General features: G+C 51.4%; 15 protein-coding genes. 7 read left to right on the top strand and 8 right to left on the bottom strand.

Translation table 11 applies throughout. The annotated features are described in order from the left end of the window. Positions 1–4 precede the first annotated feature (4 nt). Together HGH92_RS02485 and HGH92_RS02480 are read left to right on the top strand one after the other, a co-directional pair. A complete protein-coding gene (locus HGH92_RS02485) occupies positions 5–1198 on the top strand; it encodes a Gfo/Idh/MocA family protein (protein WP_168869178.1) in 1194 nt (397 codons plus the stop codon). Between the two features lie 18 nt (positions 1199–1216). Continuing rightward, positions 1217–2215, top strand: a complete 999-nt coding sequence (locus tag HGH92_RS02480; protein WP_168869177.1) for a Gfo/Idh/MocA family protein — start codon at positions 1217–1219, stop codon at positions 2213–2215. A 44-nt stretch (positions 2216–2259) separates the two neighbouring features. On the opposite strand, the gene HGH92_RS02475 is transcribed toward HGH92_RS02480, so the two are convergent. The 4 genes from HGH92_RS02475 to HGH92_RS02460 form a co-directional block, all read right to left on the bottom strand. Then, complete coding sequence (locus tag HGH92_RS02475; protein ID WP_168869176.1) at positions 2260–3054, bottom strand: hypothetical protein; 795 nt, start codon at positions 3052–3054, stop codon at positions 2260–2262. Between the two features lie 53 nt (positions 3055–3107). Further along, entirely contained in the window at positions 3108–5639 is a 2532-nt protein-coding gene (locus tag HGH92_RS02470; protein ID WP_168869175.1) for a phosphocholine-specific phospholipase C, read from the bottom strand. 103 nt (positions 5640–5742) lie between these two features. Continuing rightward, complete coding sequence (locus HGH92_RS02465; protein ID WP_168869174.1) at positions 5743–7077, bottom strand: GntP family permease; 1335 nt, start codon at positions 7075–7077, stop codon at positions 5743–5745. Positions 7078–7299: 222 nt separating this feature from the next. Further along, positions 7300–7926 carry a pyridoxamine 5'-phosphate oxidase family protein gene (locus tag HGH92_RS02460; protein ID WP_168869173.1) on the bottom strand — a complete coding sequence of 209 codons (627 nt, stop codon included), beginning with the start codon at positions 7924–7926 and terminating at the stop codon, positions 7300–7302. A 65-nt stretch (positions 7927–7991) separates the two neighbouring features. On the opposite strand from HGH92_RS02460, the gene HGH92_RS02455 reads away from it, so the two are divergent. Next, positions 7992–9470, top strand: coding sequence for a PLP-dependent aminotransferase family protein (locus HGH92_RS02455; RefSeq protein ID WP_168869172.1), 1479 nt, complete (start codon positions 7992–7994; stop codon positions 9468–9470). Here the strand turns inward: HGH92_RS02455 and HGH92_RS02450 are convergent. After that, positions 9457–10527 carry a mechanosensitive ion channel family protein gene (locus HGH92_RS02450; RefSeq protein ID WP_247654813.1) on the bottom strand — a complete coding sequence of 357 codons (1071 nt, stop codon included), beginning with the start codon at positions 10525–10527 and terminating at the stop codon, positions 9457–9459. The genes HGH92_RS02455 and HGH92_RS02450 overlap by 14 nt on opposite strands. Before the next feature lie 220 nt (positions 10528–10747). After that, on the bottom strand, positions 10748–11278 hold the full coding sequence (locus HGH92_RS02445; protein WP_168869171.1) for a hypothetical protein: 531 nt from the start codon (positions 11276–11278) through the stop codon (positions 10748–10750). A 117-nt stretch (positions 11279–11395) separates the two neighbouring features. Between HGH92_RS02445 and HGH92_RS02440 the strand changes: the two genes are divergently transcribed. From HGH92_RS02440 to HGH92_RS02430, 3 genes are all read left to right on the top strand, one after another. Further along, positions 11396–12844 carry an alpha-L-fucosidase gene (locus HGH92_RS02440; RefSeq protein ID WP_168869170.1) on the top strand — a complete coding sequence of 483 codons (1449 nt, stop codon included), beginning with the start codon at positions 11396–11398 and terminating at the stop codon, positions 12842–12844. A 6-nt stretch (positions 12845–12850) separates the two neighbouring features. Further along, positions 12851–13165, top strand: a complete 315-nt coding sequence (locus HGH92_RS02435; protein WP_168869169.1) for a hypothetical protein — start codon at positions 12851–12853, stop codon at positions 13163–13165. Positions 13166–13233: 68 nt separating this feature from the next. Continuing rightward, positions 13234–13806: an NADPH-dependent FMN reductase gene (locus HGH92_RS02430; RefSeq protein ID WP_168869168.1), complete on the top strand. Its 573-nt coding sequence runs from the start codon at positions 13234–13236 to the stop codon at positions 13804–13806. A 1-nt stretch (position 13807) separates the two neighbouring features. Here the strand turns inward: HGH92_RS02430 and HGH92_RS02425 are convergent, their stop codons facing one another. Beyond that, positions 13808–14263, bottom strand: a complete 456-nt coding sequence (locus HGH92_RS02425; protein ID WP_168869167.1) for a hypothetical protein — start codon at positions 14261–14263, stop codon at positions 13808–13810. A gap of 548 nt (positions 14264–14811) precedes the next feature. On the opposite strand from HGH92_RS02425, the gene HGH92_RS02420 reads away from it, so the two are divergent. Next, positions 14812–15717: a polysaccharide deacetylase family protein gene (locus tag HGH92_RS02420; protein ID WP_168869166.1), complete on the top strand. Its 906-nt coding sequence runs from the start codon at positions 14812–14814 to the stop codon at positions 15715–15717. On the opposite strand, the gene HGH92_RS02415 is transcribed toward HGH92_RS02420, so the two are convergent. Further along, entirely contained in the window at positions 15718–16212 is a 495-nt protein-coding gene (locus HGH92_RS02415) for a DinB family protein (RefSeq protein ID WP_168869165.1), read from the bottom strand. Positions 16213–16346 lie beyond the last annotated feature (134 nt).

The following is a 16346-nucleotide window of genomic DNA, read 5'->3' as shown; positions in this document are numbered from 1 at the left end:
TTATATGGGAAGAAAAATTGCCATGCTGGGCAGTGGTTTTATCGGCCGGTTTTACGCCGATTCCATCCACAGCCAGCGCAGTAAAGACAGGATCGTCAGCATTTATTCCCGCCGGGAAGAGAGTGCGCAGAAATTTGCGGCAGACTATCAAACGCCTCACTGGACGACGGTCATGGAAGATGCCATCAATCATCCGGAGGTGGACGTAGTGTGTATCGCTTTGCCCAACAACCTGCATGAAGCGGCCGTGATGGCCTGCTGTAAGGCAAAGAAAGCGGTGATCTGCACCAAGCCGCTGGGCCGTAACGCCGAGGAAGCCAAAAGAATGCTGGAGGCCGTAGAAGCGGCGGGCATTTTCCACGGTTATATGGAAGACCTGGTATATACGCCTAAGTTCTCCAAAGCCCTGCAAAGCGTGCAGGACGGCGCCTTAGGCCGTATCCTCTGGGCCAAGTCGCGGGAAACGCACCCCGGTCCGCACAGCGAATGGTTCTGGGACAAAGAACAGGCCGGCGGCGGCTGTATCCTTGATTTGGGTTGTCACTGTGTAGAGATCGCCCGCAGCTTTATCGGCAAAGATATCAAACCGGTAGAGGTCATGTGTTGGGCGGATACACAGGTAAAACCAATTGATGCGGAAGACCATGCCATCGGACTGGTAAGGTATGAAAACGGCGCCATTGGCCAGTTTGAGGTAAGCTGGACTTTCCGCGGCGGCCTCGACCTGCGTGACGAGGTGATGGGCACCGAAGGAACGATCTGGCTCAACAGCTTCCTGCGTACCGGTTTTGATATGTTCACCACCGGCAAAGGTGCGGAGTATGTTGCGGAGAAAGCAGAGAGCAACACCGGCTGGTTGTTTCCCGTAGGGGATGAGTTAAATGACCTGGGATACAATCATATGTTCACAGACATGTTCAACGCCATCGAACAAAACAAGGCGCCGCGTGAATCCTTTTATGATGGTTATGTGGTGAACGCCGTGCTGGACGCAGCTTACCGGAGCGCTGCCAGCAAACAGTGGGAGCCGGTGAAGCTGGAGATATGGCGTGGCCGCGAAGGAGTAGACAAAGGTGCCTCGCTGGTGGATTATGATGACAAACATTATCTGATCAAAGAAGAGAAAACACACTTCGGCAGCACGAAACTGATATTAAAAGAAAAACAAAGCGGTAAGATCATTGAAGTGACCCGCTAATCATCCAAATAAAAAGATATGACCGCATACGATCGCAGGAAATTTCTCAGAACAGCGGCAATAACGGGTGTAGGGCTCGGCCTTGTGGGCCGGGCCGGCTCCCTGTTTGCCGGCACGCCTGCCGAAGCAGGAAAACGGGTAGGCATCATTGGTTTGGACACCTCGCACAGTGTGGAGTTCACCAAAATGCTGAACGCACAAAACGCAGATCCTGCCTACCATGGATTTAAAGTGGTGGCCGCTTATCCGCAAGGCAGTAAGGACATTGCTTCCAGCCTGGAGATGGTGCCCGGTAATCTCGCCAAAGTAAAGGAGCTGGGCGTGGAGATCGTGGATTCCATTGCAACGTTGCTGGAAAAGGTAGACGTAGTGCTGCTGGAGTCCAATGATGGGCGTGTGCACCTGGAACAGGCGCTCCCGGTGTTTAAAGCCGGCAAAAGGATTTTTATCGATAAGCCCATAGCCGCTTCCCTGGCAGATACCAAAGCGATTTTTAAAGCAGCCGAAAAACATAACGTGCCGGTGTTCTCTTCTTCCGCCTTACGTTTTATTGACAGCATCCAGCAGGTGAAGCAGGGCAAGATCGGCAAAGTGGCCGGGGCAGACGTGTATACGCCGTCGCCTACGGAGAAAACGCACCCCGACTTGTTTTGGTACGGTATCCATGGCGTGGAGATGTTGTTTGCCCTGATGGGTACCGGTTGCCGTAAGGTGACACGCACCACCTCCGCAGATATGGACCAGGTGACCGGTGTATGGGCCGATGGCCGCATCGGCACCCTGCGCGGCGTCATCAAAGGCCCGTATGGTTTTGGCGGCCATGCTTTCGGAGAAAAAGGCATCATGCCCATCGGTGATTTCAACTCGTACCAGCCGCTGGTATTGCAGATCACTTCCTTCTTCCAGACCGGCGTGGTGCCGGTAGACCCGCAGGAGACCATCGAGATGATGGCCTTCATGGAAGCAGCCGATGCCAGCAAAAAGAAAAAAGGCGCTCTTGTAATGATGAATGCGTAGCGCCCTGTCCCGGGGCGGGCTTCGTGTCTGCTTCGGGACTTTATTTACTCGTAGAGGAATTCCGCATAGGCGACGGTCAGCGTTTGGCCGTTATGGAATTTCACCCAGCCATAGGGCTTTTTTTTGTGGCCATAATCTTCCCGGTCTGTTAGCTGTGCCCAGTCTCCCCGCACTTCTCCCACTTTAAAACAATCATCGCAGCTGTCGTCCCGTTTGGGGAAAGGAATCCGTTTGCCCCCCGGCGATTCAAACAGCGGCATGTCCGGTTTCACATGAACGATAGCTGACCGTTGCAGCAAATTTCCCCAGGTTTCATACAGGTACCAGTTGGGATTATAGGTGCCTTTTTTACCGTTAGCAGGCATGCTGTTATGCAGGTCTTTTTGTACCATGGTTTCATACACGGCATATCCGGGCTGAATGCGGATAAAACAGGTGAGCTTTTCCTTTTCATTGATCACCACCCGGAAATATGTTTTCGCTGCCTCCACCACGCGGAACTGTAACTCCGGAGAGAAGTGCACCAGTCCCATGTTGATATGCCGGCGGCCTGTTTCGTAAGTGTCTCCTTCAAAAAAACGGTAAGGGGCGAAGCGGGTTTTGAGCACTTTGGTCAGGAAAGCATAGCTGCCGTCTTTCTTTTGCCTGACGGCCAGTGTGTCGAAGGGTGTTTTGTCGCCGGCATTGGCGTACAAAGGAATTTTTTCAGTAAAACTGATTTGCAGGATGCCGGTGCCGATTGAGTCGTAACGGGCCAGGGGAGGTAAAGCGGAACCGGGCTGCCGGCCGCAGGCAGAGAGGCTGAACAGGACGGAGAGCATAAAAAAACAAAACTTCATGGGTGTTTTTTTAATGCAGGATGCTGTCAGCAGCCCGGATTCCATAAATTATCCTAAACTTTTCCCATATACGGGTCCGTAATGCTTTCCTGGCCCGTTTCCACGCGGCCGGCGTATCTCCGGGCGTATTGACCATGACCATCGGCCAGTACCGTGAAATCGTACCATCCGTGGCTGGATTGCAACGGCAGCAGGATTTGCGCGGACTGGTCTCTCGTCACCGTACGGGTAATGGTTTTGTTACCATAGGCGTTGTCCCGGATGGTAATGCTCAGTGGTTTGCCGCCATTATTAGCCAGGGAGAGCAATACATTGCCTGTGGGCTTTTGGGTGGATTTATTCCGTTCATACGTACACGTAGTGGTGATGGCAGGATCTTCGGTATTGCCAATTGCTTCGCGGAAGAAACCATTTGGCCCATGCAGCAGCAGGTGGTAGCGGTTGTTTTCGAATGCGCTCAGCGGCCATTCATAATGCAGCTGGTCACCGGCTTTGACGGCGAAGGACCAGTTGCGGCATTTGTCGGTGTTGCCTTTATCGTCTTTGTACGTTACCGGTGCTATTACAGTAAACGGTGAGCCTGCGGCTGCCGCGCCAAAGATTTTGTTGCCGGCCGCTAAAGATGCTTTCACCTGGCGGGAACCGGGTTGGCACTCAATCTCGGCGTACAGCTCATAAGGCAGGGCAGGAGAGGGGCGCACGCCTTTTTCCTGCGGCGCCAGCAGATGGGCCGGCGTGGGTTTGCCGGTCACTTGTGCGACGGCTTCTGTTGTCAGTTTTTGAAAACCGGCGGGGATGTTTTTGAACTGTGCGTTATATATTTCCTGCACAAACTTTTCCTTTTGCAGGAAAGGCAGTTTTTCTTTTTTAGGTGCAAAGGTGCTGAAGGCAGCGGTAAGATCGCCGCAGATAGTGCGTCTCCACTGACTGATATTATCCAGGTGTACCTGTTTTTTGTATTTGCGGTTCACGAACGTTTCGAGGAACTGCAACGTGGACGTATGATCGAACACCTGTGAGCATACTTTGCCGCCGCGGCTCCAGGGCGATGCGATGATCAATGGAACGCGGAATCCCAGTCCCACAGGCGCTTCGCGGGCCTGTTTCTGATGGATGCCCTGCGCCAGTTCATTTTCGAGTCTTACATGTTCCACTTCCGTGTCAATACCGGCGGACACTTTGCCGGTGCCGGGTTTATTTTCATCCGGGATGGAGAACGGCGGCACGTGGTCATAGTAACCGTCGTTTTCATCGTAGGTAACGATGAAGATGGTCTTCTTCCATACTTCGGGATTGCCGGTGAGGATGTCCATGATCTCTGACACGTACCAGGCGCCGTACCAGGGAGCGCTGGGGTGATCGGAGAAATTCTGCGGGCCGCTGAGCCAGGATACGGCAGGAAGCTTGCCATCACGTACGTCCTGACGGAACTGGTGCAGGATATCGCCTGCCGGCACCGTGACTTTACGGTCCCGTCCATCGTCAGAATATTGGAACGTGGTCACGCTGCGGAAATTGGGATCGCCACTGTTGATCACAAAGGCGTTATAGTACAGCTGTTTTTGTTGCGCCGACAGTTTTTCAAAACTTTCTTTGTTCCATTGGGCCAGTTCTTTGGTGGCGTTGTCCAGTACTTCCTGTTTTTTCGCGATGTCGGTGCGTATTTTCTGCGCGGCCTCATCGGAGGAAGGTGAGGCTTCCTGTAGTTTGTTGATCTCTTCCGGAAGCGTTTCTACCTGTTTGAGCAGCGTTTGGATATAGCGGGAGGAAAACTTCACATGATATGCTTCGAAGAATTCGAGGAGGTTACAGCCGAAGTTGGCCAGCCATGCGCGTTCTTCGCCTTTGAAGCCACCGCCGCAGCTAAGGTCGTTTTGATAAAATTTCCAGGGAATATCATTTTCAGACAGCAGTTCCGGGAATGTTTTCCAGGTGTGTTTGCCGTAGCTGAAGTCGTCGTTGCGGATGTTTTGTTTGGTGCGACCGTTTTCTTCACTGTTGATTTTACCTGTCCAGAAGAAGGAGCGGTTAGGCGTGGTGCTGGTCATGCCGGAACAGAAGTGTTGGTCGCATATGGTGAAAGCGTCTGCCATGGCGTAGTTGAAGGGGAGGTCTTCGCGTGTGAAATAACCCATGGTGAGCGGCATGTGTGCATATTGTTTGTTGCCCGGTTTTTTTGCCAGCAGCCATTGATCATGTTTGCCTGCGTTGTACGCATCGACCTGACTGGCGCGGGAATGGGGCAGTGAGCCCATCCAGGTGATTTTAGTGTCTTTGATATCGAGGCGGAATGGCGCGTAGGTATCTCCTTTATCGTCTGTCTGGAACCATACGGGTTTCAGGTCGGGCAGCGGTATGGCACGAGGGTCGCGGAAGCCTCTGACGCCCTGCAGTGTGCCGAAGCAGTGGTCAAAGGAGCGGTTTTCCTGCATGAGTATAACAATGTGTTCTGCGTCGAGCCAGGTGCTGCCAGGTGTTGGGTCTATCGCGAGCGCACGTTGAATAGATGCCGGCATGATAGTGGAAAAGCCGGCGGCGCCGGAAAGCAATAAGGATTTTTTCAGGAATTCCCTGCGAGTGTCCATGAGTGGAATCGTTTAAAAGTGTGGCTTAGTTTAGTTTGTGTCAGGGGCGAAAAATAATCATCATTTTAATTAAATGGTAACCACTCATCCATCTTTTATGATATTATAACAGCAGAAGGGAGAGCAGGAAAACGCAGCACATGGCCACTATGCCCATGATCAGCGTAGCGATGGTATATACGCGGAGCATGTCTTTTACCTCCAGGCCGGAGAAGCGGGAGATGGCCCAGAAGTAGGCGTCGTTGGTATGCGATACCATCATGGAACCGGCTCCCATGGCCAATACACATAACAGTGAACCATTGGGCGTGTGTAAGCCAAGCGCAGGCAACAGCGGGTGAATAATGGAGGCCGCCGTGATGATGGCCACCGTGGAAGAGCCCTGCGCCGTTTTAAGGATAGCAGTGACGAGGAAGGGTAATAGTATGCCCGTGCCCGTTATGGCCGGGTTGTCGGCGATATGTGCGCCAATGCCTGCTTTGGCGAGGATAGCGCCGAAAGCGCCACCGCCGCCGATGATCACGAGGATGCCGGCAGCTTTCTCTGCGCCTTCCTGTAGTATTTTGCCGAAACCTTCACCCTGGCCTTTGCGCAATCCCGGCAGTGCCAGTACGATACCAATGGTAATGGCGATCTCTGGCGTGCCGGTAAGATTTAATATCTGTAACAGCGGGGAAGAAGAATTTTGTTCCAGCGTAAAAACAGAACGCAGGGCAATCAGCAGGATGGGCACGGCAATAGGCAGTACGGCCATCCAGACGGAAGGCAGCGCCTCCGGCGTGGCGTCGGTTTCCATAGTGCCGGGTGTTATAACGGGCAGGCACCGGCCTGCGTATAACGACCACGCATATCCGCAGAAGGAAGCGGGTAAAGCGATCAGCAAGCCGAATAACATCACCCTGCCCACATCGGCCTGGATAACGCCGGTAGCGGCCGTAATGCCGGGATGAGGCGGCATCATACAATGTACGGCATACAGACCGGTGGCCAGCGAGGAGGCCATGATCACCATTGATACGCCGGAACGCCATGCCAGCGCCTTGTTGAGGCCACTAAGCACAATAAACCCGGAGTCGCAGAAGATAGGCATGCCTACTATATAGCCGATGATATTCAGCGCCAGCGGTGAACGCCCGGTGCCGGTTTGCCGCAGCACGTAAGCGGCCAGCACCGTCGTGCTGCCGGTATGTTCGAGGATGAGTCCCAGTGTAGTGCCCAGGATAATGAGCAGTCCGAGTGAACCAATGATTTGTCCGAAACCGGTTTTAATGGTGGTGAGTATATCCGTTAACGGTAGCTGGAAGATGAGGCCGGCGAGTAAACCGGCCAGCAGTAAAGCGAAAAAAGCGTGTATGCGGTAGCGTGCGGTCAATATCACAATCAGTGCGATACCAGCCAGCAGCCCGCTGATACTCTGCAACAGCGAGATATTGTTCATGGGCGGCAGTGATAGTTCTGATATTCTACAAGATATCTATTATATCGCCATCCCGCAAATATATAATTAACCCCGGGTGGATGCCCGGGGCTGTGACGCTGGTCTGCCTGGTGGCGAAGATCAGTGCTGTGTTGATCGTTGTTCGTCTGAAGTATCGTCCTGGCTTGTCTTCTTTTTTTGCTTTGATCTTCGTTACCAGGAGGACCAGGCGTCGTGGTGCTATTACAACAAATGTGGAGGCAGGGGTATTCCTTCGCTGAGGTCTTCTGTCACCGGCGCCAGCCGTCTTGTTTCCAGCGGGATGATACCGGACCAGACGGGGAGGTCTTTGTCTTCATCATCGCCGGTCATGCCGGTACGCACTTTGGCGGACGCTTCATCGAGGGAGAAGGCCAGTACGGTGGTTTTACGGACTTCATTCTCGCGGATGGGACGCAGATAGTCCCAGCTGTTAGGAACGAATTTTTCGGTGAGCCAGCGGAAGGCTTCTATTTTCTGTGGCACGTCCTCAATTTTTTCGGGGGTACCGAACAGGATGACGGAGCGGTAGTTAACAGAATGGTTGAAAGCTGATTTGGCTACCACAATGGCATCTATCAAGGTGACGGAAATACATATCGGCAGGCCTTTTTCTATTTCGCGGATGAAATGGCTGCCCACGGAACCATGGATATATATTTTGTCTTCATGGCGTACAAATCCGGTAGGAATGGCAAATGGTTTATTGTCAAGCGTAAAGCTGATAGTGCAAACGAGCGCCTCGTCCAGAATGGCGTTGATGGTATCCCGGTCGTAGGCGGCCCTTTTCGGATAACGGCTGGGCGTAAGATGTGGGGGGATAGGTTGCATGTCGTTGTAATTTTTTACAAAGTTGTACCTTTATTGGCTCGGTGTTATCATCCGATTCAGATAAAATGAGTAGTCCACTTTTTTCCTTGTTACAATTAGACCGGGAAGACAAGCAGCCAGTGTATTTACAGCTGGCCAATCAGTTGATGGGATTGATCCGGACCGGCCCCCTGCATGCCGGCCAGCGGCTGCCCAGCAGCCGGGAAATGGCAGAGAAGCTGCAACTGCACCGCAAGACGGTGGTACGCGCCTACGATGAGCTGTTGGCCCAGGGCTGGCTGGAAAGCCATACCGGCAGCGGCACTTTCGTGGCCCGTCATCTCCCGAAAACAGAATTACAAACGCTGACAGATAGCAGGGAAGCCCCTTTCAACCCGCAACGCACGGCCGGTTTCTCCTTTATCGTCCCGGAACACCTCAACCGTCCGGTGATGAAGGCCACCAGCCATCTGCACCTGGATGATGGTTTTCCTGATGCGCGCCTGGCGCCGCTGGAAGAGCTGACGCGTAATTACCGCGGTCAGCTGCTGCATGGCAATCCTTACGTGCGACTGGGCTACGGGGACACCACCGGCGCTTCCCGCCTGCGGCAGGAACTCTCCACCTATCTCAATGAAACCCGGGGCCTTAACACCACGGCGGAAAATATCCTGATCGTCAGAGGGACTATTATGGGTTTCTTCCTGGTAGCCACAGGGCTGGTAAGCAAAGGGGATAATGTAGTCAGCGCCAGCATGTCGTGGGCCGGCGCAGCGGCTAATTTTATGCAGGCCGGCGCACATCTGCATACCGTGCCGGTAGATGAGTACGGTATGGACACCGATGCGCTGGAACGGTTATGCCAGCAGAAAAAAGTGCGTATGGTGTATGTGACGCCGCATCACCATTATCCAACTACCGTTGTGCTGCGGACCGACAGGCGTTTACAACTGTTACGCCTATCTGAAAAATACGGTTTCATCATTTTTGAAGATGATTACGATTATGATTTCCATTACCTGAGCAAGCCGCTGGCGCCATTGGCCAGCGCAGACAAAGCCGGTATGGTGTTGTATGGCGGGTCCTTTACCAAAGCCATATCCCCGGCTTTTCGTGTAGGCTATCTCGTGGGTTCTGAAAATGTGATCAACTACCTGGCCAAGCTGCGGCGTATTGTAGACCGTCAGGGGGACCTGATGCTGGAGAATGCTTTCGCGGAATTGCTGCACAGCGGTGTGATACACCGGCATCTGCGCAAATCGTTGCGCCTGTACAGGGAGCGCAGGGACGTGTTCTGCGAGCTGCTGCGCTCCGAGCTGGGCAACGATGTGGACTTTCAGGTACCGGTGGGCGGCATGGCCGTATGGACCGGTTTTGATACCCGCATTCATCTGAAAACGCTGGCGGAGAAGGCCTTGCAGCAGGGCCTCTATTTCTATGACGGCCATACCTTCGATGTGCCGGGCAGGAAAATAAACCACACGCGGCTCGGTTTCGCGTCTATGACGCCATCGGAGCTGGAACAGGCGGTGGGCATCCTCCGTAAAATTATCAGGAAGATATAGGAGAAGAATGCATTTTAACCAGGGCAGATTCTTCCACGATGGCCCTTGTTTTAGGCAGGCATTCCGGATAATTTTCGCGGATGTATTTCACCAGTTCTTCACGCATGTAACAGCGCAGGTCAAAGGCATTGCCTGACGTGGCGGCGCTCATCAGCGTTCTGACCTCGATGGTGCGTTCAGTCGTGTTCGTTACCTGTAATGCGCTGGCGCGTCTGTCCCACAGGGGGGAGGCCATCAGCAGCCGGTTGAACTCCGCCCTGATTTTATCTACCGGTGCTGAATAATCGAGATAAAAGAAGGCTGTCCCCAGTATTTCGGAACTGGTGCGGGTCCAGTTCTGGAAAGGTTTCTCAATAAAATAATTGATCGGCAGGATCAGTCTCCGCTGGTCCCAGATATTCAGTACCACATAGGTAAGGGTAATTTCTTCCACACGTCCCCATTCACCTTCCACTACCAGCACATCATCGATACGGATGGGCTGTGTAAAGGCGATCTGAAAACCGGCAAGCAGGTTGCCCAGCGATTTCTGCGCAGCAAAACCAATGATGATACCGCTGACGCCTACGCCGGTAAGCAGGCCTGCGCCCAGTTTGCGCAGACTGTCAAAACTCAGCAGGATGGCGCAGGCGGTGAGTATTAATACCACTGAGATGGCCAGTTTACGTATAAATTGCAGTTGGGTACGTATTTTCCGCTCTTTCAGGTTGTTGGTCTTCTTCAGGTCGTACGTGTGGTACACATAATCTTCTGATACTTTGATGGCGCCAATCACCAGTGCGGCGAAGGAAAGCGTGAGCGCTATTTCCACTACGCGGCTTAAGAGTGGCTCATCTTTAGCGGGTATCCGCATCAGTGGCATCAGCATGTTAAGGATGAGCAGCGGCAGGAAATAATTAAATGCTTTTCCCAGGTGTAGCAGCGAACTGTGTATCAGTGAAAAATCTCCGTCTTTTGCAGCTGTTCTGCGCAGGAACTGCGCCAGCAAAAACTTGATCAGCCATCCTGCAATTACTGAAATGCCCACCAACATCAAATCCCATATGATGTTGGGCAAATGGTCCGTTTTTTCTAATATATCATTCCACATAGGCGCGCAGGGCACAAAAACGGTGCCGCAGGGGGATTCTAACATTAAAATAATGTTAGAATCAAATTATCGTGTCGGTTTTAAAAAGACAATTGAATAATTTTTGTCATGGCAAATCGTTATTGAATACAACCAATAGGAGAATACTACCGCCTGTAAAATGAATATTAGCCAATAGGTGTCACCGTTACCATCGGTACGCTACCCGTAGCGAAAGGTAGCTATAGCCGCCTCTCTCCAGCACATTTTGTTCAGATATGCCCATGCCCTGCGGTATGCCCATCAGCTGCAGGCCCATATCTATTTTGCCTTTACCCGCAGGAAGCAGGTAACCAACAGCGGGAGCAATTGCCAGGCGGCTGCGTACATGTTCACTGCCTTTAATAACGATGCCTGTACTAACGCCGCCATAAAGGAACGGCCAGGGATAATAACGCATGCCTGCCATAACCGGCATGAGGTTGAAGGTGGTTACATTGACATGGGCCCAGGGATCATACAAATTTGTTGAGAAGTGTTCATAGCCTGCAATGGCCACTACAGAGAACCTGGTATGAAACTGATATTCACCTGCCAACAGGGCGCCGATACCTTTGGCATCCAGCGCACGCAGGGTGGATATGGACGCCGATGGCCCTATGCTGAGTGTGAATTTTTTCTGGGCGGTGGCGGTTATAGTCGACCATGACAGGAACAACAGGAACACTATTTTTTTCATGCCGGTATAACGGCCTGAAACGCACAAATGTTACATATTTGGAATTAGCCCGCGTGATGTATATATTTAGTGACTGTAAGGTAGAAATTTCACGTTACTGCTAAAATTCCATTATTGATGAAGAAAATATTATCAGGCATGGCACTGTTGCTATGCAGTTTTTCCACGCTCCTTGCGCAAAAATATCAGGCCGACTGGAACTCACTTAACAAACGGGGCATTCCTGCATGGTTCAACGAGGCCAAGTTCGGCATCTTTATCCATTGGGGCGTGTACGCCGTGCCTTCCTTTGCCGTGGTAGGCCCTGGCGGCTATTCTGAATGGTACTGGTACAATCTCGACGGCACCAAAGAAGGTAGTCACGCTAAGGTGCGGGCGTTCCACGATCAACAGTACGGCCATGACGTGCCTTATCAGCAGCTGGAAAAACAATTTAACGCATCCCTCTTTGACCCGGCGCAGTGGGCGGACATATTTCAGCGCTCCGGCGCCCGCTACGTGGTGCTTACCTCCAAACATCATGAAGGATATTGTTTGTGGGACAACAAACAGGCTGATGCCTCCTGGGGCCGGCCCTGGAACGCAGTAACGGGAACGCCTAAACGTGATTTGTTGGGCGACCTGACAGTGGCCGTCCGCAAGGCGGGCCTGCGCATGGGATATTACTATTCGTTGTATGAATGGTTTAACCCGTTATGGAAATCAGACAGGCAGCGGTATGTAAAAGAAGTGATGATGCCGCAGTTCAAAGACTTGGTGACCCGGTATAAACCATCGGTTATTTTTTCCGATGGCGAATGGGAGATGTCTGACACTGCGTGGCACAGTACGGAACTGCTGGCATGGCTGTACAATGAATCACCGGTGAAAGATGAAGTAGCTGTAGATGACCGCTGGGGCAGCAATACACGCGGCAAAAACAACGGCGCCACTTATCTGACATCGGAATACGGTAGTGGCATGCAGCCGGGCGTGGTATGGGAAGAGAGCCAGGGCATTGGACAATCATACGGCTACAACCGGATGGAAACAGCAGACGATTATAAAAAAAGCAACGACCTGCTGTTACTGTTGACTGACATCGTATCACGCGGCGGCAACCTGTTGCTGGATATCGGACCTACCGCTGACGGACGTATCCCGGTGATCATGCAACAGCGGTTGCTGGACATGGGCGCATGGCTGAAAGTAAACGGTGAAGCCATCTATGAAACGAAACCCTGGAAAGAAACCCGTCAGTGGAGCAGTGGTAAAAGGCCTGAGGTAAAAGAAGCCAGTTATATGTCCGGTTACAATATCTCCACGTTGGTGCAACCTTCTGGTGCACACGCACATATAGAAATGTTTTTCACTACCGCGAAAGATGCCTTATATTGCATAGTGCCACGTTTTGAACAACAATTGCTCATCCGCAACTATACCGCTCCTAAGAATGCCGCCTGTAGTATTCTGGGTTGCAACAAATCAATCAAAGGGCAGCAGCGGGGAAAAGATTATGTGATCGATTTATCGGGGCTTCGCCCGGGAGATGTTTCTCCACAACTATTTGTAGTGAAGATAAAATAAGCGCTCATGAATTTTGAAGTAGACTGCCTCCGCGAGGCCGGGCTGCTGGACGCACCCTCATTGTTATCTGTATTGGGAGAAGGCTGGACGGAAAACGATGTCCGCCGTCTGTATCCGTTAGCGTTACCACAGGCAATAACAGGCCGGAAGATGGAACTGGTGCGGCAACTGGCCGATGCTGACGGGCATTCCCGTTTATACCGGGTAGGAGAGTATTACCTGTTTGAATCTATCGATGGCTGGATGCATGATATATTTGCCAGCGAGCCGCTTATGCTGGACCTCATAGCGGCCATGCAACACCTAAAGCAAAAAGGATAAAAAAATAGAAACCCCGGTTGATTGCAGCCGGGGTTTCGTACTTTTAGGCGGTAAAAAGAACCATCAGCATGTCTCAGAAAATCCAGCTGCTTGCTATTTCCGGCAGCACCCGCCAACAGTCCTCGAACCATCAGTTGATACAGGCTATCGCCGCCCTGGCCGCAGATGTGGCCGATGTACAGCTGTTTGAAGGACTGACCGGCATCCCGCATTTTAATCCCGATCTTGATACGGACCAGCCTCCTGCTGAGGTGACTGCTTTTCGCGAACGCCTGCGTGCTGCCGACGCCGTGCTGATCTGCACCCCGGAATATGCAATTGGTGTGCCGGGCACATTGAAAAATGCCATCGACTGGACCGTTTCCTCCATGGAGTTTTCTAAAAAGCCGGTAGCGCTGATCACTGCCGGCACTTCCGGCGTGAAAGCCCATGCATCCCTGTTGGGCACTTTGCTGATAATAGAATCGAAAATAGCCACTGAAGCGCAGCTGGTGATTTCCGCAGTGAGAACGAAAGTGAGTCGGGAGGGGGTTATTACAGACGGGGACACACTGGATAAAGTAAAGGCGCTGGTACATGCGTTGATAGCAGTGGTGAAGGAAGAACCTGTGGAGCTGCTTCCCCCACCATCGCTGCGTTAAATTATTTTCTGTGCCATGGTATCAGCGTGTCTGCCGGCACATCATATTCGTAAAGCTTTCTTGTTGCGGTATTGATATATAACCATCCATCGGTGACAAACCGGGGGTTGGAATGGTCTTCCTCTTCCACATGGTGACCAAGATGGATGATCATGTATTCCGCGGAATCTGTTTTCTCCGTGTTGTCCAGTATCCAGGTAAAGGAACTGTCTTTCACGGCGAATTTGATCAGTTCATTGCTGGTTTCCTTTGCGTAAGCCATGATCAATGAGTCAGCCCAGGCCGGTGTGGCGCCGGGAATATTGTTGGCATCAGTTTTTGCCTCCGCTGTTACAGCGGCAGGCGGCGCGGCGTTGACAGTAGCTGTGGTGGTGTCGGTTTTCCCTTGTTGGTCATTTCGGTCAGCACAGGCCATGGTCATGCATACAGGCATCAGGTAAATAAAATACTTCTTCATAAATTATGTCTGGTATATAAACGTCTACCTCGGTACTAAAGTATGTAAATAAATTAATACCTGTTGGATTATGCCGGAAAAAACAATACGAGGAGTAGTGTCATAACCTGTACAGCGGCCTATCAGCCGGGAAGAAACAGGTGGTTTTTTAAGCGGCGCCGGAAATTTTTCGACCTACAGGACATATATGAAGGGAAAGGACTGCCTTTGAATTGCGTTTCTTTGAATGTATTTGCGTACTGCTGATTGGTGGGTTGTTTTTTGATTTAATTGACTTCATTCCTGAGTAGTAAGGTAAATTATTGATCATCTGTAAAGTGATTGTTGTTACATATTTCACAGAATCCGTTTCCTCGCTGAATACCACAGTTTCTGCATGTAATTAAAATTTGAATTTCCTTTGGTCGGTTGACTAAGGCTTCTTTGTTCATGTGGTGGATTTTTCTTTTGGAAAATTAATGAATCCTTTTGAGTGATTTGTGAATAGAATGTAAATGAAGGTGTCGATTGGGATAATATTTTTATTTTGGGGATAATTTATTCTTCTCATGAGATATCTCTTATTTGTTATACTCTTTCTGCCATTCGCCGGGCTGGCCCAACGCCAGGTGGCTATCACCATGGACGACGCGCCCGTCATGGCTTTACCGGAATATTATACCGCCGGACAACGTAAAGCTGTCAGCGAAAAACTGCTTCAGCAAATCAACGCATTACGCACGCCGGTGAGCGTCTTCATCGTTGGCGACAATTGCATCGCCCCCGATAATCAGCTGCTGTTAAAGAAATGGGTCGACAACCCGCTGATAACGTTGGGCAGCCATACGCTGCATCATCCCAATTGTGCTGACTTGTCCATCGACAGTTTTAAAATGGAAGTGATGATAAATGATTACATCATCAGGGCCGTAGCGAAAGATAAACCGGTGCCATACTTTCGTTTCCCCTATAACGCGATGGGGAAGGACAGCATGGCACAGGCCGAAAGAACAGGCTATCTGAAAGAAAAAGGATATACGGCTGTCCCGTTTACGATAGAGAGCAATGACTACCTGTTTGAACGGTACTATCAGGACGCGTTAAGGGCAAAAGATAATCGCAAAGCGAAAGCCATAGGGGAAGCGTATATCCGTTACACGTTATTTTCGTTTGATTATTTCGAAAAACTGGCGCGGGAGATATTTGGTCGTGACATTCCACAGGTATACCTCTGTCATGTGAACCAGCTGAATGCCGACCATTACACTGCGTTGGTGAAAGCGCTGCAGCAGCGTGGCTATCGGTGTGTGTCCCTGCAGCAGGCGATGCAGGACAATGTCTACAATACGCCACTGTACGATCATAGCCCGTATGGCTTTTCCTGGCTGTTCCGCTGGATACCGGATGCGGCTATACGGAAAACACATCTGCGAAACAGCCCGGAGTCGGATAAAGAGCTGGCGGCGTTTAAGTGATTATAATTTTGCCTTGATATTTTTCAGCTGATGGATATGCCTTTGTGTATGGGTATTGATGAACTGTATCCATTCGTAGCGCGTGAAGGGGTCGAAGCCGTACACGACAAAATCGAGGCAGGTATCTTCCAGCGTAACGGTTTGCGCAGCATGGAGGAGGCTGTCCCACCGCTGGCGCAGGCCTTGCAGCAGCGCTTCTTTATCATGGCTTTCCTGTGTGGGCAATATCATTTCCGGCGAGGGGTATTTGGCGTTGAAGTTGAGGAACAGGTCACGGATGGCCTGCAGCTGTTCGTCCGGCTGACGGTCAGTAGGGGCGGTGTTGCCGTATACAATTCCGCAATCGGCCGCTTTATAGACATGCTCCGCCACCTGTCCGGGCGTCCAGCTGCCTTCAAACGGACGGGCATTGATCTGCGCTGCGGAAAAGGAGGATACTGTTTCCAGCAGTGCGTTGCCGGTGGTTTCTACTTCATTGATGAGTGCTTGTCGCATAACATGTGGGTTTTGATACAAACTTACTATGCTTTCACCGCCCCCGGAGGGTGTAACTATGACTTTTCACGGGGTGCATTGCGACAATGCATTTTAATAGCTATCTTGTGCGTGAAAACATATTCCACGTAAAA

Origin of the sequence: Chitinophaga varians (genome assembly GCF_012641275.1) — a bacterium.
Lineage (GTDB): Bacteria > Bacteroidota > Bacteroidia > Chitinophagales > Chitinophagaceae > Chitinophaga > Chitinophaga varians_A.
Note: the sequence above shows the minus strand (reverse complement) of the source record. Positions and strands in the feature narration are given on the sequence as shown.